Source organism: Inquilinus limosus, assembly GCF_051487185.1.
Taxonomy (GTDB): Bacteria; Pseudomonadota; Alphaproteobacteria; order DSM-16000; family Inquilinaceae; genus Inquilinus; species Inquilinus limosus_F.
Map to the genome: position 1 here is coordinate 31,963 of NZ_JAHVDK010000018.1, position 24,081 is coordinate 56,043.

Below are 24,081 nucleotides of genomic sequence, written 5' to 3' on the forward strand. Positions count from 1 at the left end.
TCATCCAATTGCCGGCCCCATCTTCGCACATTCCGGCAGTCGCCTGGCGGTCGGAATCCCGGCGAGGTCGGCATCGGCTGCGCATATGGGCAGACCCGCTGCGCGAAAACCCTCCAGGAACAGCTCCTCTTCCTCGCGCCGAGCGAAGGCCCAGTCCAGGTTCAAGAGAAGCTCGGCGGACATCGTGGGATAATGGTCAAGCAGGTCGGCGCGGGCCTTGGCAGCTTCCGAGGTGCGGCCGAGCAGCGCATAGCTGAGGGTCAGGAGGAGGCGGGCGCCCCTGCCGCGCGCGTCGACAGGGATGCGCGAGACCACGGCGATGACGTCCTCGAACCGGCCAGCGAAGAAATAGGCGTCCTTGATCGCATTCAGATTCTCGGCGGTCATCCAGGGGTCGAGCCGCATCACCCGGTCCGCCAGTTCGGCAGCTTCCTCCGGCTTACCGTTGCACGCCTGCATCGCGGCGGCGACCACGAGGACCTGTGCGTTGGCGGGATTGGCCTGCAGGGCGGCCCGGATCTGCGCCTCGCTTTCCTGAAAGCGGCCGCGGGCGGTCAGGTAGTGCGCCAATACCACCCGCGCTTCGGCATCATTAGGGTCAAGCGACAGCGCATGCCGGGCGTCGGCTTCCATCGCCTGCATCGCCGTCTCGAACTCTGCGCCGTAATGGGTGGCGATGTAGTTCAACCAGGCGCGGGCGACATAGGCGCGGCTCAGATTGGGGTCAAGCGCGATGGCTTTCGTCGCAGCCTCGAGGCCGCGCGCCACTGACTCTCCGGTGAACAGCGTCCGCCCTTCATTGGCGAGAAGGTATTGGTCATAGGCCGTCAGATTCGCCGGCGGCCGGCGCTTCGCCTTGCGCATCTCCTCCGCGGTGATCGCGGCCGAGCCGCCCATCCCGCCGAGAGTCGCCGCGATCTGCGTCGCGAGCTCGCTCTGGATCGCGAAGACGTCCTCTGCGAGCCGGTCCCAGCGCTCGGACCAGAGAATCCCGCCCGTCGAGACATCGACAAGTTGGGCCCTGACCCGGATCTGTTCCGAGTGTCGTTGGATGCTGCCCTCGACGATGTACTGGACGTCCAGGTCTCGTCCGATCCTCCGCCTGTCGATGGTCCGGTCCTTGTAGACGGCGGCCGAATTGCGGGCGATGACGTCGAGACCGCGAAACCGCGCAAGATCGGTGATGACGTCATCTGTCACCCCGACCGCAAGCCGGGCTATCGACGCGTCCTCGCCGATAGTCTCGAACGGCAAGACCGCGACCGCCGGCCTATCGGGCGCAGGACGCCGATTGCTGGCCACACCCGCGACCGGCGAAGCAGGGGCGTTATCGGCTGCTCCCCTTCTTCCGCGGTCGGCTTCAGGCGACGGCGTGCGGCCCAACGCGCTGGACCGGATGGCCTTGAGCGGCGCCAGCAGGGCTGCGACCGCGGGAACAGAGAAGCGGCGCCAGCGCCGAGGCCGCGGCGTCTCCGGCCGCGCGCCCGCAAGCCGCACCCGATACGCGCGGACCGGCCGCTCGATGTTCTTGACCTTCAACTCGCCGATCGGCTCGAGCGGCAGGTCGAGCTTGCCCCAGAGATGATCAAAGGCGGTGCCGGAGACCAGCACGCCCCCGGGTTCGCAGCTCTGTTCGAGGCGTGCGGCGACATTCACGCCATCGCCATAGACATCGTCCTCGATCAGCGCCACGTCGCCGAGATTGACGCCGATCCGGAACACGATCCGGCGGTCGCCGGGGATCTCCGCCTCGTGCTGCGCCACCGCCTTCTGGATCTCGATCGCGCAGACGACCGCGTCGACCACGCTCTCGAAAGCGACGAGGGCGCCATCGCCCATGAGCTTGACGAGACGGCCTTTGTATTCGGCGATCAGAGGCTCGGCCAAATCGGTGCGGATCTGGCGCAGACGCGCGATCGTGCCTTCCTCGTCTGCCTCCATGAGGTGCGAGTAGCCGACGACGTCGGCCGCCAGAATCGCGAGCAGCCGCCGATCCAGATGCGCCCCGGCCATATCGCGCGCCCTCCAGCGAGCGCCTTCGACCCCGGCATTTTACGGCGCGAGGGCTGAACTGACCAGCGAAGTGCCATGCCGTGACGGCGCGGCTCAGTTCGTCCAGAAGTGAGGAAGAAGAGAGCGTCAGCTCCGGCCGGAGCAGCCGGTGGGCCTGGCTGGAGCGCGTCAAAAAGCTGCCGCTGGCACCACGACCCGACATCGGACATTCACCTGACCGGCCCGATCCCTACCCTTGGGGCCAGCTCTGACCGTCGGGAAGGCGTTTGGCGTCAAGATGTTGTTGATCCCTTTTGGAATTACGGTGACGGCGCACTTCTAGCAGGCTTCTGCCCGCTGGACATCCCGCCGCAGCTACACCGCTCCCCGGAAAACGACCCTGCTCGATCGGCACGCCTCTGCGGTCCCCGGCCGCGGTCATGCCGGCGCGCTCTGGGATTCGCCGGCTTCAGGCCGGTCGGCGAGTCCGCTCGGCAATGGCCTTGTAGGACCAGCCGAGCACCCCGCCGAAGACCAGATGGGCGAGGATGCTCATCCAATTGCGTGCCATGGCGAACCAGGGGAAGGCCACCGCGGCGAAGCCGTAGAAATTGATCAGGTAGAGGGCGAGGCCGAAGGCCAGGCCGACCAGTGCCGCGATTCCCGTGGACATGGACCGCGCCCCGATGATCAGGCCGAGGATGAATCCATAGACGATCGACAGCACGAAATGCACGATCATCGCCACCATGACGATGCCAAAGGAGAACGTCGCCGGCGGCGGCAACGCTCCCTCCCCCATGGCGATGGCAGCCATCATGCGCGGCGGGCCCCAGATTTCCCCGCCCGTGAGGGCAACAAGTCCCATCTCCACGACCAGGAAGACGATCCCGGCGATGATTCCGGCCGCGATGGCGGCTTGCCAGTTCAACTGAAATCGCTGTCCGGTGGCGATATTCGATTCTCGCATGGTTTCCTCCATCCTTTGATCCCACTTCGCTCGCCGCCGTAACGGAGGTTGCCCTGCCGAAACCTCTTCGCCGTCTGGGTGGGATCGTACCCAGTTGGAGATGGCAAGCTCCGGGGTGAGCGCACGAGGACCCTGGCCATGGCGATCCTCGTCATGAGGCCGGCCACCCAGGCGATGCCCTGGCGCAGCCGTGAGGGCTCGATCAGCGCAGCGTCGGCGCGAGCCCGACGGTCGAACCACCATGCGCGGCCGTCGGCACCGGCAAGAACAGGTAGCCGGGTTCGAACCCGCCCTTGGCCGTCAGCTCGTCCCGGGCATGGTGCAGGCGTGCCGGGTTGCGGGCGATCGGGGCAACCGCCCAGCCCGTGCTGGCGAACAGCTTGGTGGCCCGGCCGCTCCCGCCGACGCTCCCGTGATGACCACGGTCTTCCGACGCATTGCGGAACCGCCGCGATGGCGGCTCTTGTGGCAGGGCTGGCCGCGAGAGCGAATGCCGCGATCCAGTTCATGGTGCCCTCCACGGGCTACGCGGTGCGTATCTCGGCCTTCGCTCGGACGGCCAACAAGGTTACACACCCTCCATGACGTATCCTGAAGCCGCTCCACGCGCGCTACGGCGGTCGCGTGGAGTTCGCTGATCGCGGGCCGGCATGCCTGACCCAGCGCTCAGCTCGGCGGTGTGTAGCCGGCTCCGATAACGGCGCCATAGACGACGTGCGCCACCAGGGTGGTCAGGGGGGTGCGGCGGCCGTAGTTGAGGGCAAGGAACCCAGGTGGTTCCAGCCGTCGCTCGGCGGTAGGACCGTCGTATTCCGAGGCCATGCGCGGGTGCAGATGCGGCAGGACGGGAAGCGCCACCGTCAGCAAGAACAGCGCGTGCAAAGCCCCCGCCAGCACCCCAAGCCACCAGCTCGACATCCCAATCAGGGTGAACAGCCAGCAATAGAGCAGGGCGAAGCCCCAGCCGCCGAGCATGTAGACAAGGAAGCCGAAGACCACCGCGCGGCGGCGGTCGGGGGACAGCCAGGCGCCAACCAGGAATGGCAGCGAAAGCCGAGAAAGCCCGGCGCCCTGGCTGCCATACATGATGGTGGTCAGCGCCACCGTCCCCACCAGTCCCCACACCAGCACGGTTTCGATCTCGGTCAGCATGAGCAGGAACGCCCTCATCGTGCTCCGCCCTTTCGCGCGTTCTCGATGGCCAGGGCCGCCTGGATCAGGCCGACATGGGTGAAGGCCTGGGGAAAGTTGCCGACCGCCCGGCCGTCCTTGTCGATCTCCTCGGCATAGAGGCCGAGGTCGTTGGCCATGGCAAGCAGCCGCGCGAAGCGGCGCTCCGCCTCGTCCAGCCGGCCCATGCGGGCTAGCGCCTCGACCGCCCAGAACGAGCAGATGCCGAAGGGACTGTCCTCTCCCTCTATCCCGTCGGTACCGGGCGGGTAGCGCAGCAGCAGGCCGCCCTGTCCCAGCTCGCGTTCGATAAAGGCGAAGGTCTCGGCAAAGCGCGGATCGTCGTCCTCCACGTAACTGTAATGGGGCAGGATCAGCAGCGAGGCATCGGGACGCCGCGTGCGCGGCTCGGCCACGTATCCCAGGCCGGGGACATAGGCCGATTCATCAACCCATCTGCGAACGGCCTCGCGTTCGCGGGCGAAATCTTCCCGCGGCACCGAGAGGGCACCCTGGCCGTCGAGGAACAGCAGGCAGTCGAGCGCCGCCCAGCATACGATCTTGGAATGGGTATGGTGGCGGGGAGGCCCGCGCATCTCCCAGATGCCCTGATCGGGCTTCCGCCACAGCCGGCAGACGCATCTCCCCAACCCGACCAGCATGCGTTTTTCGCCCTCGTCCAGCGTGCCGCCGTGGAGGACATAGGCGGCGGCAGCCATGATGACCGCGCCGTAGGCGTCCAGCTGCAACTGGTTCCAAGCACCGTTGCCGATCCGCACCGGCCGCGATCCACCGTAGCCGTCCAGATGGTCGAGCACCTCCTCGGGGATGCTGGCTTCACCGAAGATGTCGTAGAGGACCTGCAGCTCCGGCCAGGTCAGGCGGGTGGCATGCAGCAGCCATTCCAGGAAGGCTTCGGCCTCGGCGCGGTAGCCCAGTTCGAGGAAGGCTTCCATGGTCAGCGAGGCGTCGCGCAGCCAGCAGAAGCGGTAATCCCAGTTGCGTACGCCGCCCATGGTCTCGGGCAGCGAGGTCGTCGGCGCGGCTACTACCGCCCCCGACAGGCTGTAGGTGAGCAGCTTGAGCGTGATGGCACTGCGAAGCACGGCGGCGTGGTGAGGGCCGAACCGGCGGCAGCGGCCGCTCCACCCCTCCCACCAGACCAGCGTTTCAGCCTTGCGCCGCTCTGCCTCCGCGCCGAGCGTCAGCACCACGCCGACGTCGCGCTCCACGAAGGTCAGAGAAAAAGCGCGCCGCTGCCCTGCCGCCAAGCGCAGCCGGCCGGTGAGGGTGGCCTTGTCGGCGGACAGCCCCAACTCCGCATCGGTATGGAGGAGCACCAGCCCGCTCCCATGCTCCAGCGCCCAGCCCAGGGCGCCACGACGGGACAGGCGCGGACGGGTCCGGCCGAAATCGGGCCGGGGCTCATACACGACCTCCAGGTCCACCTCGCCGCAGGTGACCTCCACCAGCCGAAGCAGCTCCTGCTGGGGTTCGAGGCGGTCGGCATGCTCGCCAAGCACCGTCAGCATGTCGGTCAGCCGGGCGGTGCCGGATACCGTCCGGAACGTGGTTTCCACCACGGCAGTGTCTCCCACGTACCGGCGGCGCACCTCGACGAGGCCCAAGGGGCGGATGGCGAAGCGGCCTCCCCTCGCTTCGTCGAGGAGGGCGGCGAATATGGTCGGAGCGGAGAAGTGCGGCAGGCACAGCCAGTCCACGCTGCCCCACCGGGAGACCAGCGCGGCCGTCCGGCAATCGCCGGTGACGGCATGGTCGCCGACGCACGCGTCGGGTTGCCGATAGCCATTGGAGGGGAACTGCGCCTTCGCCATCAGTCACCCAATGCCATCACGTGGCAATTGTTCGGTCCTCCGGCTGGTCGGGTTTCCACGGAGGTATGGCCGACGGAATGCGCCTCAGGCCGATGTCCCTCGCCTGGAAACCTGTCCCCGCCAGGCTGCGACGAGGCGCGTTTAGACGCGTCGAAGTCGAATGCCCCCGCCACGCACGCTGTGACAGCGGCACCGTCGTCGCAGCGATCTACCCAGTCGGGTAATCCTCGCGCAAAAGGTGACGGCCTCGGTGGGGCGAAATCGGCCGCCTGTCGCGGTTTGCAATCACCTTCCGGCGGCCTACCATGGATCGCGTAGCTCACCCTGTCAGGAGTGCAGCCATGGAATTCACCGTAGTGCCCATCGTCAAGCCGGACGCTGCCAACTTCATCTTCGGCCAGTCGCATTTCATCAAGACCGTGGAAGACATTCACGAGGCGCTCGTGGGCGCGGTTCCGGGCATCCGCTTCGGGCTGGCCTTCTGCGAGGCCTCCGGTAAGCGGCTAGTGCGCTGGTCGGGTAATGACGAGGCCTCCCTCGCCCTGGCACGCGACAACGCCTTGGCCATCGGCGCCGGCCACACTTTCTTGATCTTCCTGGGAGACGGGTTCTTTCCCGTCAACGTGCTGGCTGCCGTGCGCGCGGTGCCGGAAGTCTGCCGAATCTATTGCGCGACGGCCAACCCGACACAGGTGATCGTCGCGCAAACGGAGCTGGGCCGCGGCGTGCTCGGCGTGGTGGATGGCGCCTCGCCGCTGGGTGTCGAAACCGACGACGACATTGCGTGGCGGAAAGACCTGCTGCGAAAGATCGGCTACAAGCTATAGTGTCTTCTGTAATGGGTTCGTTTTGCGCCAAGTCCCTGGGCGTTCATCACGTCGCCGAATTCTTGCTTCTGTTCGTGATCAGCGCAGGGCAGCGAACCAGACGCGTCGGCTGTTGGCGCTGGCGGTGATCTCCGACGACGGTCGCGCGAGAATACGGCGCATCGGATGCGCCAAATCCGGCCTCCGTGCGACAAGTCCGCTTTCGGGCACGGATTGATCGCCGGGAATGTCCGGTCCGGAGGAGCCTGGGAGGCCTCCGAACGTCAGCAAAGGGGACAAGGCGTCCGTCCGGCCGCACGGAGTTGAACTTCCGTTTCAGGTCGTGAGCTGACTGAGCAGTCGCCCGGTTTTCAAAGACAGCCGAGGCTACACGGCGTGACGTGTTCCCCTGGGCTTGCGCAGTTTCACCGTGCCGGCGGCGGGGCGTGGCGGTCGAAGCCACTCTCATTCCAACGGATTTGTGATGAATCGACCACCGGGACTGTTTTGCCGCTTCGCTTCGTGGTCATCGTTCCGCATCCGGTCCGGAATACCCTGAACAGTCCGAACGTTCCTTTGTTCGTATGACGGATGCGACCTTCTTGCGGTTGTGGTCGTCGCTGAGATCTTCTATTGCAGATCTCGTTATGCTTGCGGCTGCCTGTAAATCATTAGCGATGATTTTAACGAAAACATCGTCGATCGGGGGCACGCCGTCCGGTCGGTGGAGCCCGGCGCCTGCCGGGCCGTGGGGAGGACGCGATCACTGCCCTGTTCCGCCGCCAAAGGACCCTTGGTTCCGTGATGATCGAAGCCAGCCCCCTGCATTCCGCCAGCCCGTTGCGTTCCGATCGGGTACTCGTGGTCGAGGACGATCCCGGGACCCGGTCCCTGATCGTGCGGATTCTGCGCGAGAACGGCCTCCATGCCACCGGGGTCGGCAACGGCCGTGAGATGTGGGCTTCGATCGAGACGGCGCCGGTCGACCTGCTGATCCTCGACGTGATGCTGCCGGGCGTGGACGGGCTCGACCTCTGCCGCGCGTTCAGGGCCCGGAGCCCGGTGCCGATCATCATGGTCAGCGCCCGCGGCGAGGAGATGGACCGGGTGGTCGGGCTCGAGGTCGGGGCGGACGACTACATCAGCAAACCCTTCGGCCGGCGCGAGCTGCTGGCGCGGGTGCGTGCGGCGCTGCGGCGGGGCGCGGCGCTGGACCCGTTCCCCGGGCGCTCCGCCCGCGAGGTGCTGCACTTCGCCGGGTGGGTCCTCGACCGCCGCCGGCGCCGGTTGACCGATCCCGGCGGGGCCGAGGTCGAGCTGTCCGGCGCCGAGCACGACCTGCTGGTCAGCTTCCTCGAGCATCCGCAGCGGGTGATCGGGCGCGAGCGGCTCCTGGAGCTGTCGCGCTCCCGCCTCGGCGGCGCGTCCGACCGCAGCGTCGACGTGCTGGTCAGCCGGCTGCGCCGCAAGCTGGGATCGGGCGGATCGGATGGCGGCCTGATCCGCACCATCCGCGGCGTCGGCTACATGTTCACCGCGGATGTGGAGCATCGGTGATCCGCCGCGTCGTCTGGCCGCGCGGGCTGCTGGGCCGCGTCACCCTGGTGGTCCTGTCCGCCGTGCTGCTGCAGTTCATCGGCGCCTCGGTGCTGCAGGAGCTGGCGGAGCGCTACAAGGCCGGCAACATCCACGCCGACCATCTGGCCGAGCGGCTGGCCATCGCCGAGCGGGCGCTGGCCAGCGTGCCGCCCGACCAGCGGCCCCGGCTGGCGCAGGCCCTCTCCACCGCCGACCTCACCCTGAGCTGGTCGGCACGCCCGGGCGGCGCCGGGGGTGATGCCGCGTCGTCCTGGCTGCGGGACCTCGAAGCGCGCCTGGCGAAATGGAATCCCGGCCTGGCCGGGCGCGACCTCACCGTGGCGCTCGGGAACGGGGAGGGCGAACCGCATCGCGTGCGGGGAGAGCTCCGCCTCGCCGACGGCTCCGTCCTCGGCTTCGACGTCACCCGGCTGCAGCACGGCCTGCCCGATCTCCTGCGCAATCTGCTGTCCACCGCGCTGCTGGCCGGCTGCCTCCTGATCGCGGCGCCGATCCTGGTCCGCGCGCTCGGGGCGCCGCTGCGCGACCTGGTCCGGGCGGCGGATGCGATCGGCCGCGGCAGGCCGGTGCCGGTCGCGGTGGAAGGGCCGCTGGAGGTCCGCCGGCTGGCCCGCGCCCTCAACGCCATGCAGGACCGGCTGGCCCGGCTGATCGCCGACCAGACCCAGGCCCTCGCCGCCGTGTCGCACGACCTGCGCACGCCGATCGGCCGGCTGCGCCTGCGCACCGACCTGCTGGAGGACCGCCCGCTCCAGGCCGAGATGCAAGCCGATCTCGACGAGATGGAGGCGATGGTCGGCTCGGTGCTGGCCTATCTCAAGGGGGATGTCGACCCGGAACCGCCGCGCCCTGTAGATCTGGTCGCGCTGTTGACCACGCTGGTGGACGCCGCCACCGATGCCGGGCAGGACGTCGCCTATGACGGACCGCCGCGGGCCGTCGTGCAGGCCCGGCCGCTGATGCTGAAGCGCGCCTTCGCCAACCTGATCGACAACGCGGTGAAATACGGCGGCTCGGCCCGGGTCGCGTTGCAGTGCAATGAAGCCGACATCACGGTCGCCGTCGCCGATGACGGGCCGGGCATCCCCGAGGCCGAGCTGGAGCGCGTGCGCGAACCCTTCCGCCGGGTCGAGGGATCGCGCAACCGCGCCACCGGCGGCGTCGGACTCGGCCTGGCGATTGCCGTTCAGGCGGTGGAGCGCGAGGGCGGGCGTCTGTCCCTGGTCAACCGGTCGGGGGGCGGGCTGACGGCCGAGGTCACCTTGCCTCGCCGCTGAAACACTTTGTCACAATCCATTCGCACATGCGAAAAATGGGATTCCCATCCTCTCCTGGCGTGACCTCTCGCCCACGCATAGGAGGCCAAGGATGGACGACCTCTTCCACGGGATGGCGCGGTTTCGCGCCGAAATCTTCCCGAGCCAGCAGCCGCTCTACCAGAAGCTCGCGACCGACGGCCAGCAGCCCCAGGCGCTGGTGATCTCCTGCGCCGATTCCCGGGTGGTGCCCGAGCTGATCACGCAGAGCGGCCCGGGCCAGATCTTCGTCTGCCGCAACGCCGGCAACATCGTGCCGCCTTTCTCCCAGGCCAATGGCGGCGTGTCCTCGGCGATCGAATACGCGGTGGTGGCGCTAGGCGTCCGCGACATCGTGGTCTGCGGCCATTCCGACTGCGGCGCGATGAAGGGGCTGCTGCACCCCGAGGCGCTGCAGGACATGCCGAACGTCGCCGCCTGGCTGCGGCACAGCCACGCCGCCCACCGGGTGGTGTGCGAGGCCTATCCGCCGGGCCGCGACGAACGGCAGGTGTTGCGCTCGCTGGCGCTGGAGAATGTGGTGGCGCAGCTCAACCACCTGCGCACCCACCCTTCGGTGGCAGCGAAGATCGCCCGCGGCCAGCTTCGCCTGCACGGCTGGTTCTTCGAGCTCGAATCCGGCGACATCCTCGCCTATGACGGCGCCGCCGGCCGCTTCGGCCGGATCGACGACACCGGCAACCTACCGGTCGCCTTGCCGCCGATGCCACGCCTGGCCGCGGAGTAGCCGCCATGACGCGCTTCCTCCCGACCACGCTGGCGCGCGACCTGCCGGCCTCCATCGTCGTGTTCCTGGTCGCCCTGCCTTTGTGCATGGGCATCGCCGTCGCCTCCGGCGTGCCGGCGGAGAAGGGGCTGGTGACCGGCATCATCGGCGGCCTCGTCGTCGGCCTGCTCGCCGGCTCTCCGCTCCAGGTCAGCGGCCCGGCCGCCGGCCTCGCGGTGATCGTCTTCGAGATGGTGCGCGACTTCGGGCTCTCGATGCTCGGCCCGATCCTGATGCTGGCCGGGCTGCTGCAGCTCGGCGCCGGCCTGCTGCGCCTGGGCAAATGGTTCCGCGCCATCTCGCCCGCGGTGGTGCACGGCATGCTGGCCGGCATCGGCGTGCTGATCGTGGCGGCGCAGCTCCACGTCCTGTTCGGCCGCTCGCCGCTGCCGGACGGGCTGCAGAACCTGGCGGCGATCCCGGCGGCCTTCGCCGGCCTCATGCCGCTGCAATGGTCGTCCGGCACGGCGGCGGTGCTGGCCGGCGGCGCCACCATCCTGGCGATGGTGCTGTGGGAGAAGCTGCGGCCGCGGTCGCTGCGCCTCGTCCCCGGCGCGCTGGTCGGTGTCGCCGCGGGGACGGCCCTGGCCGCGGCCCTGGCGCTGCCGGTCCAGCGCGTGGAGGTGCCGGACGCGATCCTCGCTGCGATCTCGATCCCGGCCATGGCCGACCTGTCCCGGCTGGGGGAGGCCGGCATCCTGGCCGCGGCGCTGGTGATCGCGATCATCGCCAGCGCCGAGACGCTGCTGTCGGCCGCGGCGGTCGACCGGATGCATGACGGCCCCCGCACCAATTACGACCGCGAACTCTCGGCCCAGGGCGTCGGCAACCTGCTCTGCGGTCTGGCCGGCGCGCTGCCGATGACCGGCGTGATCGTGCGCAGCTCGGCCAATGTCCAGGCCGGGGCGCAGACCCGCTGGTCGACCATCCTGCACGGCGCCTGGCTGCTCGCCGCAGTCGCCATGCTGCCCTGGCTGCTGCGCGAGGTGCCGATGGCGTCGCTGGCCGGCGTGCTGGTGGTCACCGGCTGGCGGCTGGTCAGCCTGAAGCATGTCCGCGAGCTGCTGCACCGGCACGGCGTGCTGCCGGCGGCGATCTGGGCCGCGACCGTGGTGATGGTGGTGGCGACGGATCTGCTGACCGGCGTCCTGGTCGGGCTGGCGCTGTCGCTTTTGGAGGTCGTGCCGCATCTCCGGCGCATGCCGCTGCGTGTCCGGCGCCGGGACCTGCCGTCGGGCGAGACCGAGCTGCGGCTGGAGGGAGCCGCCACCTTCCTGCAGCTTCCGGTCCTGCTGCGCATGCTGGAGGCGCTGCCGGCGGGCGCGACGGTGCGGGTCGACGCCGGCCGGCTGGCCCATATCGACCACACCAGCATGGAGATGATCGCCGACTGGGCGGAACGCTGGACGGCCTCCGGCGCGCGGGTCGAGCTGCACGAGCCGTCGGCCCAGCCGCACGGGCAGCGTTTGGCTGCGGCGCTTGGCGCCTCGTGACTTGCCGGGGCGCAGTCAGCGCTTCGCGATCAGGTCCATCAGGCCTTGCGTGATCTGCTGCTGCAGCAGCGGCTTGGTCCACACCGGACGGCCGCGGTGCAGCAGCTCGATCTCCGCCTCCGACCTGGCGGTGACGAAGGCGAAGGGGATGTTGCGCTCCTCCAGCACATCGGCGGCGGCGTAGACATCCGTGTCGCCGAGGCCGACGTCGAGCAGTGCGGCATCCAGCCGCTCCGAGCTGGCGAGCTGGACCGCCTCGCGCAGCGTGCCGACGGGGCCGACCACCTCGATCCCGGCCGACCGCACGATCTCCTCGAGCATCGCGGCGATCCAGGTGTCGTCCTCGACGATGAGAACACGGGGCGGGCGCTCACGGCTCTCCATCTCACCTCTCTCGCTCGTGTCTCTCCATCATCAACACCAAGCCGTCAGGAAAAAATCCATAGCGGGGGCCGTCGGGTCGGGATGGGCGGATGTGTCGGCCGGCACCCGATCGGAACCGGGAAAGGTGTCGCGGGTTGTCCTCGTAGCGATATGCTCATGAGCGACATGGAGCCGGGAGGACGCGCGGGCCCGGACCGAGCGTCTTCCGGGCAGCCGGTTCCCGCGCCGTCGGGGCCGACACATGGGAGCACAGCGATGAGCCTGACCGCAGAGGATGTCGCGACGATCCTGGGGCCGGTGGAAGAGACGCTGGTGGCCGACATCATCCGCACCGGCGCGAGCCGGGAGGAGCTGGTCCAGGCCTGGGCCTGGGTGAGCAGCGACGAGGCGATGATCGGGGACGGTCGGCCGCTGCCGAGCGGCAAGGTCGCCGTCCTGGTGGAGCTGCTCACGCCGGAGGAGGACGAGCCGGAGGGCTGATAGGCTTCCGGCTCAGCTCCGCGCCAGGACACGGATTGGTCCGCTGCGGTCAAGCGCGTCGACCACCACATGGGGGCCGGACCGGCGCAGGGCGACGTCGATCGCCGCCCCATCGATCGCCAGGTTGCGCAGCAGGACCTCGTCAAGGAACGTCGGCAGGACCGGCTGGTCGAAGGTCACGCAGAGCGCGTCTGGATCGAAGCCGACGCCGAGGCAAGCCTGCAGCATGAACAGCGGCGCGGCCGCGGCCCAGGCCTGCGGCATGCAGGCGACGGGGTAGAAGGTCGGACCGCGGGTGCGCTGCCGGGGGAAGCCGCAGAACAGCTCCGGCAGGCGGCGCAGGTCGATATAGGTCGAGGCGGCGAACAGCCCCTCGAAGATGCGCGCCGCCTCGGCCCGGAAGCCGTAGCGCGCCAGGCCCGCGGCGATCAGGGCGTTGTCGTGCGGCCAGACCGAGCCGTTGTGGTAGCTCATCGGGTTGTAGCGCGCCTCGCTCGCCGCCAGAGTCCGCACGCCCCAGCCGCAGAAGGACGGGGCGCTCATCAGCGTCCGGGCCACGGCGGCCGCCCGCTCGGGATAGGCGATGCCGGTCAGCAGGGCGTGGCCGGCATTCGAGCTGCGCACCCGGCAGGGCCGCTTGTCGCCGTCCAGCGCCAGCACATAGGTGCCGAGGGCGTCGTCGAAGAACTGCGCATCGAACGCCTTCTGCAGCGCCGCGGCCCGGCCGTCGTACTCCGCCGCGCGGTCCGGCTGCCCCAGCCGGCGCGCGATCTCCGCCGCCGCCTGCCAGGCCCCGTAGACATAGGCCTGGACCTCGGCCAGGGCGATCGGGCCCCGCGCCAGCACGCCGTCGGTGTGGAAGACGGAATCGTGGCTGTCCTTCCAGCCCTGGTTGACCAGGCCGTCGGCGGCGCGGCGCCCATATTCGACGAAGCCGTCGCCGTCGCGGTCGCCGTGGCGCTCGATCCAGACGAGCGCCGCCTCGATATTCGGCCACAGCCGCCGCATCGTGACCAGGTCGCCGGTGCGCTGCAGATAGGCCCCGGCCAGCATGACGAAGAGCGGTGTGGAATCGATGCTGCCGTAGTAGCGGCGGAACGGCACTTCGCCGAGTTCGGCCATCTCGCCGCGCCGGACCTCGTGCAAGATCTTGCCGGGCTCGGCGTCCGCGGCGTCGTCCGGCATCGTCGCCTGGTTCGCGGCGAGATGGCCGAGCACGCCGCGGGCGATGGCGGGGTCGAGCCACAACGTCTCCAAGGCCGTGATCAGGGCGTCGCGGCCGAACACGGTGCTGAACCAGGGAATGCCGGCATAGGGGTACGGCCCGTCCGAGGTGTCCGTGATCAGCATGTAGAGGTCGGACACGCTGCGGCGCACGGCCTCGTTGAAGATCTCGTTCGAGCCGGCGACCGACGCCGCCCGGGAGGAGGAGGCACGGAGGGCGCGGCGCGCGTCGCGCAGCGCGGCGAAGAAGGCCCGGCTCGACGGATGACGGGGCCGGTCCCCGCCGCAGTGGACCTCGAGGAACAGCGGCCGGGTCTCCCGCGGGCCGAGCTCCAGGCTGAATCGGGCACTCCCGCCGGTGAGCTCGGTCGGCGCCGGGTCGAAGGCCAGGGTCGTGGTCCGGGTCCGGCGATCCCGCCCGGTGTAGCGAAGGACGACGCGGTCGGCGCCGATCTCCGGCTCGTGCAGCCGGCCACGGCGCTCCCGCTGCGTGCCGCGCACCTCGAACAGGTCGGCGAAGTCGGCCTCGAAGACGATCTCGACCGTGACGCGCTGCGGCCGCTCGTCGAAGTTCCGCACCGCCAGCCGCTCGAAGCAGGTCCCGTTCCACAGAAAGCGCGACCGGCGCAGATGGATCAGGTCGTGGCCGAGCAGCAGACGGCCGGCCGGATCGAACAGGTCGGGGTTGGTGAGATCGCAGGTGAGGGCGGCGTTGTCGTCGCGCAGCGTGGAGCTGAGCAGCATCGGCCGCGCGCCGTCGACGGTTAGGTAGAGGTGCGACAGATGCCGCGTGTCGCGATGGAAGATCCCTTCCGGGCTGCCCGGGCCGGACAGCGCGTCGCCGTTGTGGTCGAACACCGCGAAGGTGTCGCCGTGCTTCAGCGTCCGGGGCCGCCGTTCCTGCAGGGAGGCGGCGGCCGGGATGAAGAACTGGGCGATCTGGGTGCGGTGGGAGCTGGGGGCTGGGATGTGAGGGATGGTCTCGGCGCTCACCCTGTGCATCGCCGAACTGTCTCCGTCGTCGTTCCCGGTATCAGGTGATTGGCGTCAGGCCCGGTACGGGCGCGGCCTGCGAAGGCGGTGCGGGATCCTCGTCCGCGCCGCGGCGTGATGAATGGCAATGGTCTCGCCGGCCATGCACTCGAAGGCGGAAATGCATGGCATTCCTCCTGATGCAGCTCAACGATGGTGCGAGCGTGTTCCGGTGGTGACCGGGCACCCAAACGACGTAAGCAGACTGAAGTCGTGTTCAAGTGTTGCCGGGACCAAAATCCTTGTTCGGGCTGGACTATAGCCCGACGGCAACAGTTGATGAGTCGGCCGGCCCTGCCGGATTCCGGGCTGGAATCAGGCCGCCTCGGCCCGCAGCATCACGGTGGAGAGGGGCGGCAGCGACAGCATGATCTCGCTTCCATCACGAGCATCGCCGATGACCACGGGATCAGGGGCGACGATCCCGCCGCCGCCATAGACCCGGGCGTCTGTGTTCAGGATCTCGCGCCACGGTCCCGGATGCGGCACCACCATGCGGTAGTCCGGCCGCGGCACCGGGGTGAAGTTGGACACCGCCAGGACCGGCCGGTCGCCGTCCGCACCGCGGCGCAGATAGGCGAAGACGCTGGCCTCGGCGTCGTCGACCACAGTCCAGGCGAAGCCGGAAGGCTCGGCGTCGCGGCGATGCAGCGCCGGCTCCGCGCGGTAGATCCGGTTGAGATCGCGGACCAGGCGCTGCACCCCGCGATGCAGCGGGTCGTCGAGCAGGTGCCAGTCGAGCTCGGCGTCGTGGTTCCACTCTCGCTCCTGGCCGAACTCCCCACCCATGAACAGCAGCTTCTTGCCTGGCGAGCTCCACATGAAGCCGAAATAGGCGCGCAGATTGGCGAAGCGCTGGGCGGTGTCGCCCGGCATGCGGCCGAGCAGCGATCTTTTGCCGTAGACGACCTCGTCATGCGACAGCGGCAGCACGAAGCGCTCGCTGAAGGCGTAGAGCAGGCCGAAGGTCATCGCGTTGTGGTGGTATTTGCGATGGATCGGGTCGTGCGCCATGTAGCCGAGCGTGTCGTGCATCCAGCCCATGTTCCACTTGTAGGAGAAGCCGAGCCCGCCCGTCGGCGGCGGGGCGGTGACGCCCGGCCAGGCGGTCGATTCCTCGGCGATCACCACGGCGCCGGGGTGGCGTTCGGCCACCACCGTGTTCAGCAGGCGCAGGAAGGCGATCGCCTCCAGATTCTCGCGGCCGCCATGGATGTTGGGGATCCATTCGCCCGGGCCGCGGCTGTAGTCGCGGTAGAGCAGGGAGGCGACGGCGTCCACCCGCAGGCCGTCGACATGGTAGCGGTCCAGCCATTCCAGCACGCTGGCCAGCAGGAACGTCGCCACCTCGGTGCGGCCGAGATTGTAGATCCAGGTGTTCCAGTCGCGATGAAAGCCCTCGCGCGGGTCCTCATGCTCGTACAGGGCGGTGCCGTCGAAACGGTGCAGGCCGTGGGCGTCGTTGGGGAAATGCGCCGGCACCCAGTCGACCAGGACGCCGACGCCGGCGCGGTGACAGGCATCGACGAGGCGGGCGAAGCTTTCCGGCGGCCCGAAGCGCGCGGTCGGCGCGAACAGGCCGAGCGGCTGGTAGCCCCAGCTGCCGGTGAACGGGTGCTCGGCGATCGGCAGCAGCTCGAGATGGGTGAAACCCATGCCGGCGACATAGGGGACCAGCCGTTCCCGCAACCCGTCCCAGTCCAGCGGCCGGCCGTCTTCGCCGCGCAGCCAGGAGCCGGCGTGCAGCTCGTAGATCGCGATCGGGGCCGCGGCGGACTGACGGTCGGCCCGACCCTGCATCCATTCGCCGTCGGTCCAGCGGAAGGGCAGGGGCAGCGGCACGACCGAGGCGGTGCGCGGCGGCGTTTCGGTCTCGCGGGCCAGAGGATCGGCGCGCTGCGGCAGCGGATGGCCGTGCCGGTCCAGGAGCTCGAACTTGTAGAGCGCGCCGTCGGCGAGGCGGGGAATGAACATCTCCCAGATCCCGCCATGGTGCCGCAGCCGCATCGGATGGCGCCGCCCGTCCCAGCTGTTGAACTCGCCGACCACCGAGGCACGGCTGGCGTTCGGGGCCCAGACGGCGAAGCGCGTGCCCTCGACCCCGTCGATCGTCACCACCCGGCTGCCGAGGCAGCGCCGCACCGCCTCCGGATCGCCAGCGGCCATGGCACGCAGGTCCGGCTCGTCCAGCAGTACCCCGAAGCCGTAGGGATCCTCGGTCTCCTCCACCACGCCGCCCGGCCAGGCGATGCGCAGCAGATAGGGCTCGTCCTGCTGCAGCACGCCGGCGAACACCCCGGCTGGATGGATCGGCTCCAGCACCGCCAGGCGGCGCCCGCCGGCCCGCGCCACCGCCTCGACTCCGACGGCGTTCGGCAGGCAGGCGCGGACCACGGTGCCGGCTCCGGTCGGATGGGGGCCGAGCACGGCGAAGGGGTCGCCATGGCGCCCCGCCGCGATCGCGTCGAGGGCGGCGGGATCCAGGCCGATCGGCAGCGCGAAATCAGGCATGGGCCAGAACCTTCGCGTTGGTGGAGAGCCGGTCCAGAAGGGCGGCGAGGCCGCGGATCGGCAGGCCGATCCAAGGGGGGCGGTTGGCCGCCTCGTAGCGGATTTCGTAGGCCGCCTTCTCCAGCGAGAACAGGCCGATCAGCGCCTCCTCCGCCTCCGGCGTCGCCCAAGGGAGCGGCACGGCGCGGGCGACCTCGCGATAGGCATCGAGGAAGGCCTGGTTGGCCTCGGCGCGATAGCGCAGCAGGAGGGCTGCCCGGCGCTCCCGCATCGCCTCGGGAATAGCGTCGCGGGTGGCATCGTCGGCGGTGGCTGCGGCGTAGTCGATCGAGCGCAGCAGGCCGGCGACGTCGCGCAGCGGGCTCGACTTGCGCCGGCGTTCGGCGATCGGCCGGGTCGGCTCGCCCTCGAAATCGATCAGATAGGCGTCGCCCTGCGCGACCAGCACCTGGCCGAGATGGAAGTCGCCATGGATCCGGGTCTGCAGCGAGCCGCGCCCTGCGTCGGCCAGGAGTTCCACCAGCCGCGCCAGCTCGTCGCGACCGGCGATGAGCCGCTTCGCCGCCTCCTCCGTCGCGGCGTCCGGCCAGTCGCGCATCGCGGCGACCGTGGCGACCGCGCCGTCGATCTCGACCAGCGCCTCCTCGATCCAGCCGGCAACCGCCTGGCTATCGGCCGGCTCGGGGGCGAAGGCGGGATTGTCGGACGGCTGGGCCAGCACGGTGTGGACCTCGGCCAGTCGCCGGCCGATCGCGGCGGCGAAGCCGGCCTCGTCGGCGAAACCTTCGCCATCGCTGGCCCCTTCGGTCAGGGTCATCTCGTCCACGGTCCGGCGCAGATTGTCCAGGCTCCAGGTCCAGCCGTCGCCCTGGTTGCGGACGAAGCCCTGGACAAGCGCGAGGGCCCGCGGCTCCCCGTCGGCACCGATGCGCACGACCTCGCCGAACAGCGGGGCGATGTTGGTCGCGCCGTGCTCCGTCAAATAGCGCCCCATCTCGGATTCGGGGTGGACGCCGGGGCGGATGCGGCGCAGCAGCTTCAGCACCAGCTGGTCGCCGAGGACGAGGGAGCTGTTCGACTGCTCCGCCGCCAGCCAGTGGATCTCCACATCCGGCGGCAGCTCGAAACCCTGCATCCGCGTCGTCGGCAGGAACCGGATCTCGCCGTCGTCGGTCGGGATCGGGCGGCCGGTGCGCAGGCCGTCGACGAGGGCGAGCGGCAGATCGCGCAGGGAGAAGGCATCGGTCAGGAAACCGACGCGGCGCCCGCGCCGGACGCGGGCGATGGCGAGCTGCTGCTGCAGCGCCGGCAGGCTGCCGTCCTCCCAGACGATGCCGAGCGGCACCTGGTAGCAATCCGTCGTCCCGCCGGCGGTCGCCTCCACCTGGGTCAGCATCAGCTCGGTCCCGGGAAGCGGGACGGCGCTCGCGACATGGACCGCCTCGATGCGGTGATCCTTGGCTGCGAACCAGCGGCGCTTCGGCAGATAGGCCGGCAGGCTCTCCGTCTCCAGGATCCGCCGCGACGCGGGCGACAGCACATCGGCCAGGCCGTCGCGCAGCACCAGGGTGACGAATTCCGGCATCTGCTCCGGCGGCTCGCGATGCCATCTCGGCGCCGCGGCGTCGGCCCGCAGCTGGAACCAGTAGAAGCCGTAAGGCGGCAGGGTCAGCAGATAGGTCAGCTGGCCGATCGGCGGGAAGACGGTGTCCCCGGTCAGCTCGACCGGCGACCGGCCCTCGAAATCGGCAAGCTCGAGCTCCACCGCCTGCGGCGCGCGCGACAGGTTGGCGACGCAGAGGATCGTCTCGTCCTCATGGCTGCGCAGATAGGCCAGGATCTTGCGGTTGCCGGGGTAGAGAAAACGCAGGCTGCCGCGGCCGAAGGCGCGATGCTGGCGCCGCAGGGCCAGCATCCTCCGGGTCCAGTTCAGCAGCGAGTGCGGGTCGCGCGCCTGGGATTCGACATTCACCGCCGGATAGCCGTACAGCGCGTCCATGATCGCCGGCAGCACCAGCTTCTCCGGATCGGCGCGGGAGAAGCCGCCGTTGCGGTCGGGCGACCATTGCATCGGCGTGCGCACCCCGTCTCGGTCGCCGAGATGGATGTTGTCGCCCATGCCGATCTCGTCACCGTAATAGAGGACGGGCGTCCCCGGCATCGACAGCAGCAGACTGGTCATCAGCTCCATGCGCCGGCGGTCGCGCTCCAGCAGCGGCGACAGGCGGCGGCGGATGCCGAGATTGATCCGGGCGCGCCGGTCGGCGGCATAGACCTCCCACAGATAGTCGCGCTCGCTGTCGGTGACCATCTCGAGCGTCAGCTCGTCGTGGTTGCGCAGGAAGATCGCCCAGTGGCAGGTTTCCGGGATCTCCGGCGTCTGCCGCATGATGTCGGTGATCGGAAACCGGTCCTCGCGCGCGATCGCCATGTACATCCGCGGCATCAGCGGGAAGTGGAACGCCATGTGGCATTCATCGCCGCGGCCGAAATATTCCTGCGTGTCCTCCGGCCACTGATTGGCCTCAGCCAGCAGCATCCGGCCGGGATAGCGCGCGTCGAGATAGGCCCGGATCTGCTTCAGGATCGCATGGGTCTCGGGCAGGTTCTCGTTCGAGGTGCCCTCGCGCTCGATCAGATAGGGGATGGCATCGAGCCGGAGGCCGTCGACCCCCATGTCGAGCCAGAACCGCATCACACCGAGCACCGCCTTCAGCACCCGCGGATTGTCGAAGTTCAGGTCCGGCTGATGCGAATAGAAGCGGTGCCAGAAATACGCGCCGGCCACCGGGTCCCAGGTCCAGTTCGACTTCTCGGTGTCGCAGAAGATGATCCGCGTACCGGCATAGGCCTGGTCGGTGTCGGACCAGACGTAGAAGCGGCGGGCGGCGGAGCCGGGCTTGGCCTGCCGCGCCCGCTGGAACCAGGGGTGCTGGTCCGAGGTGTGGTTGATCACCAGCTCGGTGATCACGCGCAGGCCGCGGCGATGCGCCTCGGCGATGAAGCGGCGCGCATCTTTCAGCGTGCCGTAGTCCGGATGCACATCGGTGTAGGCGGCGATGTCGTAGCCGTCGTCGCGCCGGGGCGAGGGGTAGAAGGGCAGCAGCCACAGCGTGTCGACGCCGAGGCTGGCGATGTAGTCCAGCTTCGAGATCAGGCCCCTGAAGTCGCCGATGCCGTCGTCGTTGCTGTCGAAGAACGACTTCACATGCAGCTGGTAGATGACCGCGTCCTTGTACCAGACCGGGTCGTCGAAGCCGGGGACCGGGGAGCGGCGGGCCATCTCACGCCTCCACCGGCCGGACGCGCCAGATGGCGAAGGGCAGGGCGGCAGGGTCCAGGCGGATGTGCTGGATCTTGCCGTGCCAGGTGAACGCACGGCCGGTCATTAGATCCTCGGCCGCGAGCGCGCCGTGGTCGGGCAGGCCCCATTCCCACAGCGGGATCTCGATATCGGCCTCCTGCGGCCGGTGCGGATCGAGGTTGACCGCCACCAGGATGGAGTTGCCGCGATCAGGCGTCGCCTTGCCGTAGTAGAGGATGCTGTCGTTGAAGGCGTTGTAGAAGGTCAGGCCGAGATGGGTCTGCAGCGCCGGGTTGGCGTGGCGGATCCGGTTCAGCCGGGTGATCTCGGCGATGATGTTGCCGGGCCGGTCCCAGTCCCAGGCGCGCAGCTGGTACTTCTCGCTGTCGAGATACTCCTCCTTGCCCGGGATCGCCTGCGCCTCGCACAGTTCGAAACCGTTATACATGCCCCACAGCCCGGACAGCGTGGTCGCCAGCGCGGCGCGGATCAGGAATCCGGGGCGGCCGCTGGTCTGCAGGAATTGCGGGTTGATGTCCGGCGTGTTGACGAAGAAATGCGGCCGGAAGAAGTCCTTCGGCGCCGTGGTGGTCAGCTCGGTCAGATAGCTGGTCAGCTCCGCCTTGGTGTTGCGCCAGGTGAAGTAGGTGTAGGACTGCGAGAAGCCGATCTTCGCCAGCCGGTACATCACCTTCGGCCGGGTGAAGGCCTCGGACAGGAAGACCACGCCGGGGTCGCGGCTGCGGATGTCGGCGATTAGCCACTCCCAGAACGGGAAGGGCTTGGTGTGCGGGTTGTCGACCCGGAACAGCCGCACGCCCTCGCCGACCCAGAAGGCGACGATGTCGCGCAGGGTCCGCCACAGCTCGGGCAGCGCTGCCTCGGCATAGAACTCGACATTGACGATGTCCTCGTACTTCTTCGGCGGGTTCTCGGCGTAGCGGATCGACCCGTCCGGCCGCCAGCCGAACCAGCCCGGATGCTGGCGCAGCCAGGGGTGGTCGGGGGCGCATTGGATGGCGAAGTCGAGGGCCAGCTCCAGCCCGTGCTCCGCCGCCGCGTCGCGCAGGCGGCGGAAATCCTCAATCGTACCGAGCTGCGGGTGGATCGCGTCGTGGCCGCCCTCGGCCGCGCCGATGGCGTAGGGGCTGCCGGGATCGTCCGGCCCGGCGACCAGGCTGTTGTTGCGACCCTTGCGGTTCTTCCGGCCGATCGGGTGGATCGGTGTGAAGTACAGGACGTCGAACCCCATCGCCCGGATCGCCGGCAGCCGCCGGATCACGTCGTCGAAGGTGCCGTGCCGGTGCGGGTCGCCGCTCGCCGACCGCGGGAACAGCTCGTACCAGCTGGCGAAACCGGCGGCACGGCGCTCGGCGTCCACCGTCTGCGGCGGATCCTGGCGGACGGCGAAGGGCCGCCGGTCGGCACGGGCCATCAGCGCCGCCGTCTCCGGCGCCTGCAGCTGCTGCAGCCGCTGAGCCGGCGCGGCCTCGGCAAAGCTGGCCAGCAGCGCCTCCAGCTCGGCCCGGATCCGGCCGCGGGCGGCGTCGCGGGCCTCTTCGATCAGCAGACGGCCTTCTTCGATCTCGACCGCGAGGTCCAAGCCCGCCAGCTGCTTCTTGCGCAGGTCGGACAGGAAGGTACCGAAGTCGTCGCGCCAGGCCTCGACGGCGAAGAGGTACCGGCCCATCCGCTCCAGCGGAAATTCCCCCGCCCAGCGGTCGTTGCCGATCGGTGCCATGCGCCGCTCGCGCCAGGTCCGCTGGTCCTCCGGCCGCCACAGCAGGACGACGGCGGTGATCTCATGGCCGTCGGTGACCACGTCGGCCTCGACCCGCAGGCTCTCGCCGGCGATACGCTTGACCGGGAAGCGGGGATGGCCGGGCGAGGGTTCGACCGCCTCGATCGCCACCCGCGGCGCGCGGATGGCGCGGTCCAGCTCCTGCTCCGAGAGGCGCGCGGGCGGCGCGGCGACCGGTGTCGCGCGGGGCGCCTCCAGCACCAGGGTTTCGCCGGCGTCGAGAGTGACGGGCTGGCTGCCGTCCAGCCCGGCCGGGGCATCGCCCAGCTTGGGCGAGAACGGGCCGAATTCGCCGCCGATGCCGCGCAGCACTTCGGCGGGCTGCGCAGTGGCCGGGCGGTGCAGGTCGGTGTTGGCCAGGATCAGCTCGGCCCGCTCCGGCGCCGTGCCGGCCTCGGTGCGGAAAAGGGCGACCACCGCGGCCCCCGGGCCGCTGAGGCTGCGCAGCCTGGCGGCCTTGCCGTTTGGCGAGATCAGCGCCGCGATAGTGGCCGTGATCTCCTCGCTCAGATCGAAGGGGGCCGTCTGCCGAGCCCAGCTCAGCTCGGTCTCGGCAGTGTCGACAGGGATCTCGCGGGCGGCGAATTCGAAGCCCATGGGCACCAGCAGCCCATCTCCCGCTGCGGCGGCCAGCCGCAGCGACCGCCGATAGGCGCGGCGCAGCAGCGGGGTGTGGCGGATGCAGGCGGCCAGGCGCGGGCCCCACGGCGGCTCGGGATAGGTGATCGCCGGCAGCACCGGTGTCGCCTGGTGAAGCGGAAACCGCCGCCACGCTTCCAGCATCCCGGCGGCCGAGAGATAGGCGTCGAAGCCGCAGTCCCGCAGCAGGATCTGATCCGGCTCCCAGTCGGTCCAGGCGGCGAACCAGATGGGGCTCGCCTCGGCCCGTGCCTGGGTGATGACCGTCGCCCATTGTCGCGCCTCGTCCGGGCTCGCGACCCGGCAGATGAAGCCGTCGACGCCGGCCCGACGGGCAGCCGCGAGCGATGGCGGCAGCCGGCCGGCGGCTGCGTCGTCGAGCACTGATTTCGGCGCTCGGGATGGAGGGCGGCGCGGATCCGGTGGTCTGTCATCGGCGGCCGGTCCCGCCGCCGCTTCGCTCTTCGCCGGGGCGAGATCGAGGATCAGGCCCAGCCCATGCCGGCGGCAGGCCTCGACGGCCAGGTCGATGGCCGCGCGCGATTGCGACAGGACGGATGCGTCCGGCGGCGCCGCGACGACCAGATGGTCGAACCCCATCCGCGCGACCTGCGGCAGATGCTCGGCCAGGAAGGCGCCCGACAGCGACCCGAGGTCGCCGGTGAGGGTGTAGAGGATTCGAGGATCCCGGAGCGGGGCGGCTGCGGGGCGGCCGGTCTTCCGGCGCAACTGGAGAGTCTGTCCGGGCATGACCGGTCT

General features: G+C 69.6%; 15 protein-coding genes. 6 read left to right on the plus strand and 9 right to left on the minus strand.

The features are described 5' to 3' along the window. The 4 genes from KXR53_RS20490 to KXR53_RS20505 all read right to left on the minus strand — a co-directional run bounded on the left by KXR53_RS20490 (position 1) and on the right by KXR53_RS20505 (position 5,967). A complete protein-coding gene (locus KXR53_RS20490) occupies positions 1-2,013 on the minus strand; it encodes an adenylate/guanylate cyclase domain-containing protein (RefSeq protein ID WP_437377116.1) in 2,013 nt (670 codons plus the stop codon). 448 nt (positions 2,014-2,461) lie between these two features. Next, positions 2,462-2,974 carry a hypothetical protein gene (locus KXR53_RS20495; protein ID WP_437377117.1) on the minus strand — a complete coding sequence of 171 codons (513 nt, stop codon included), beginning with the start codon at positions 2,972-2,974 and terminating at the stop codon, positions 2,462-2,464. Positions 2,975-3,628: 654 nt separating this feature from the next. Continuing rightward, a complete protein-coding gene (locus KXR53_RS20500; protein WP_437377118.1) occupies positions 3,629-4,132 on the minus strand; it encodes a hypothetical protein in 504 nt (167 codons plus the stop codon). Further along, a complete protein-coding gene (locus KXR53_RS20505) occupies positions 4,129-5,967 on the minus strand; it encodes a glycoside hydrolase family 15 protein (RefSeq protein ID WP_437377119.1) in 1,839 nt (612 codons plus the stop codon). The genes KXR53_RS20500 and KXR53_RS20505 overlap by 4 nt, the downstream gene beginning before the upstream one ends. Before the next feature lie 341 nt (positions 5,968-6,308). Between KXR53_RS20505 and KXR53_RS20510 the strand changes: the two genes are divergently transcribed. The 5 genes from KXR53_RS20510 (at position 6,309) to KXR53_RS20530 (ending at position 11,947) form a co-directional block, all read left to right on the plus strand. Further along, positions 6,309-6,794, plus strand: coding sequence for an adenosine-specific kinase (locus KXR53_RS20510; RefSeq protein WP_437377120.1), 486 nt, complete (start codon positions 6,309-6,311; stop codon positions 6,792-6,794). 783 nt (positions 6,795-7,577) lie between these two features. Next, positions 7,578-8,330, plus strand: a complete 753-nt coding sequence (locus KXR53_RS20515) for a response regulator (RefSeq protein WP_437377227.1) — start codon at positions 7,578-7,580, stop codon at positions 8,328-8,330. Beyond that, positions 8,327-9,649, plus strand: a complete 1,323-nt coding sequence (locus KXR53_RS20520) for an ATP-binding protein (RefSeq protein WP_437377121.1) — start codon at positions 8,327-8,329, stop codon at positions 9,647-9,649. The genes KXR53_RS20515 and KXR53_RS20520 overlap by 4 nt, the downstream gene beginning before the upstream one ends. A 91-nt stretch (positions 9,650-9,740) precedes the next feature. After that, complete coding sequence (locus tag KXR53_RS20525) at positions 9,741-10,415, plus strand: carbonic anhydrase (protein WP_437377122.1); 675 nt, start codon at positions 9,741-9,743, stop codon at positions 10,413-10,415. Between the two features lie 5 nt (positions 10,416-10,420). Beyond that, positions 10,421-11,947 (plus strand): SulP family inorganic anion transporter, encoded by a 1,527-nt coding sequence (locus KXR53_RS20530; RefSeq protein ID WP_437377123.1) that lies wholly within the window; start codon positions 10,421-10,423, stop codon positions 11,945-11,947. Between the two features lie 15 nt (positions 11,948-11,962). Here KXR53_RS20530 and KXR53_RS20535 read toward each other — a convergent pair whose 3' ends face one another. Further along, complete coding sequence (locus KXR53_RS20535) at positions 11,963-12,331, minus strand: response regulator (RefSeq protein ID WP_437377124.1); 369 nt, start codon at positions 12,329-12,331, stop codon at positions 11,963-11,965. A gap of 255 nt (positions 12,332-12,586) precedes the next feature. Between KXR53_RS20535 and KXR53_RS20540 the strand changes: the two genes are divergently transcribed. Continuing rightward, positions 12,587-12,811 carry a hypothetical protein gene (locus tag KXR53_RS20540; protein ID WP_437377125.1) on the plus strand — a complete coding sequence of 75 codons (225 nt, stop codon included), beginning with the start codon at positions 12,587-12,589 and terminating at the stop codon, positions 12,809-12,811. Positions 12,812-12,823: 12 nt separating this feature from the next. Here KXR53_RS20540 and KXR53_RS20545 read toward each other — a convergent pair whose 3' ends face one another. The 4 genes from KXR53_RS20545 to KXR53_RS20560 all read right to left on the minus strand — a co-directional run bounded on the left by KXR53_RS20545 (position 12,824) and on the right by KXR53_RS20560 (position 24,072). Continuing rightward, on the minus strand, positions 12,824-15,037 hold the full coding sequence (locus tag KXR53_RS20545) for an amylo-alpha-1,6-glucosidase (RefSeq protein WP_437377126.1): 2,214 nt from the start codon (positions 15,035-15,037) through the stop codon (positions 12,824-12,826). 345 nt (positions 15,038-15,382) lie between these two features. Then, positions 15,383-17,551 carry a 1,4-alpha-glucan branching protein GlgB gene (gene glgB, locus KXR53_RS20550; RefSeq protein WP_437377228.1) on the minus strand — a complete coding sequence of 723 codons (2,169 nt, stop codon included), beginning with the start codon at positions 17,549-17,551 and terminating at the stop codon, positions 15,383-15,385. 19 nt (positions 17,552-17,570) lie between these two features. Beyond that, entirely contained in the window at positions 17,571-20,861 is a 3,291-nt protein-coding gene (treS, locus tag KXR53_RS20555) for a maltose alpha-D-glucosyltransferase (RefSeq protein ID WP_437377127.1), read from the minus strand. Between the two features lies 1 nt (position 20,862). Beyond that, complete coding sequence (locus KXR53_RS20560; protein WP_437377128.1) at positions 20,863-24,072, minus strand: alpha-1,4-glucan--maltose-1-phosphate maltosyltransferase; 3,210 nt, start codon at positions 24,070-24,072, stop codon at positions 20,863-20,865. Positions 24,073-24,081 lie beyond the last annotated feature (9 nt).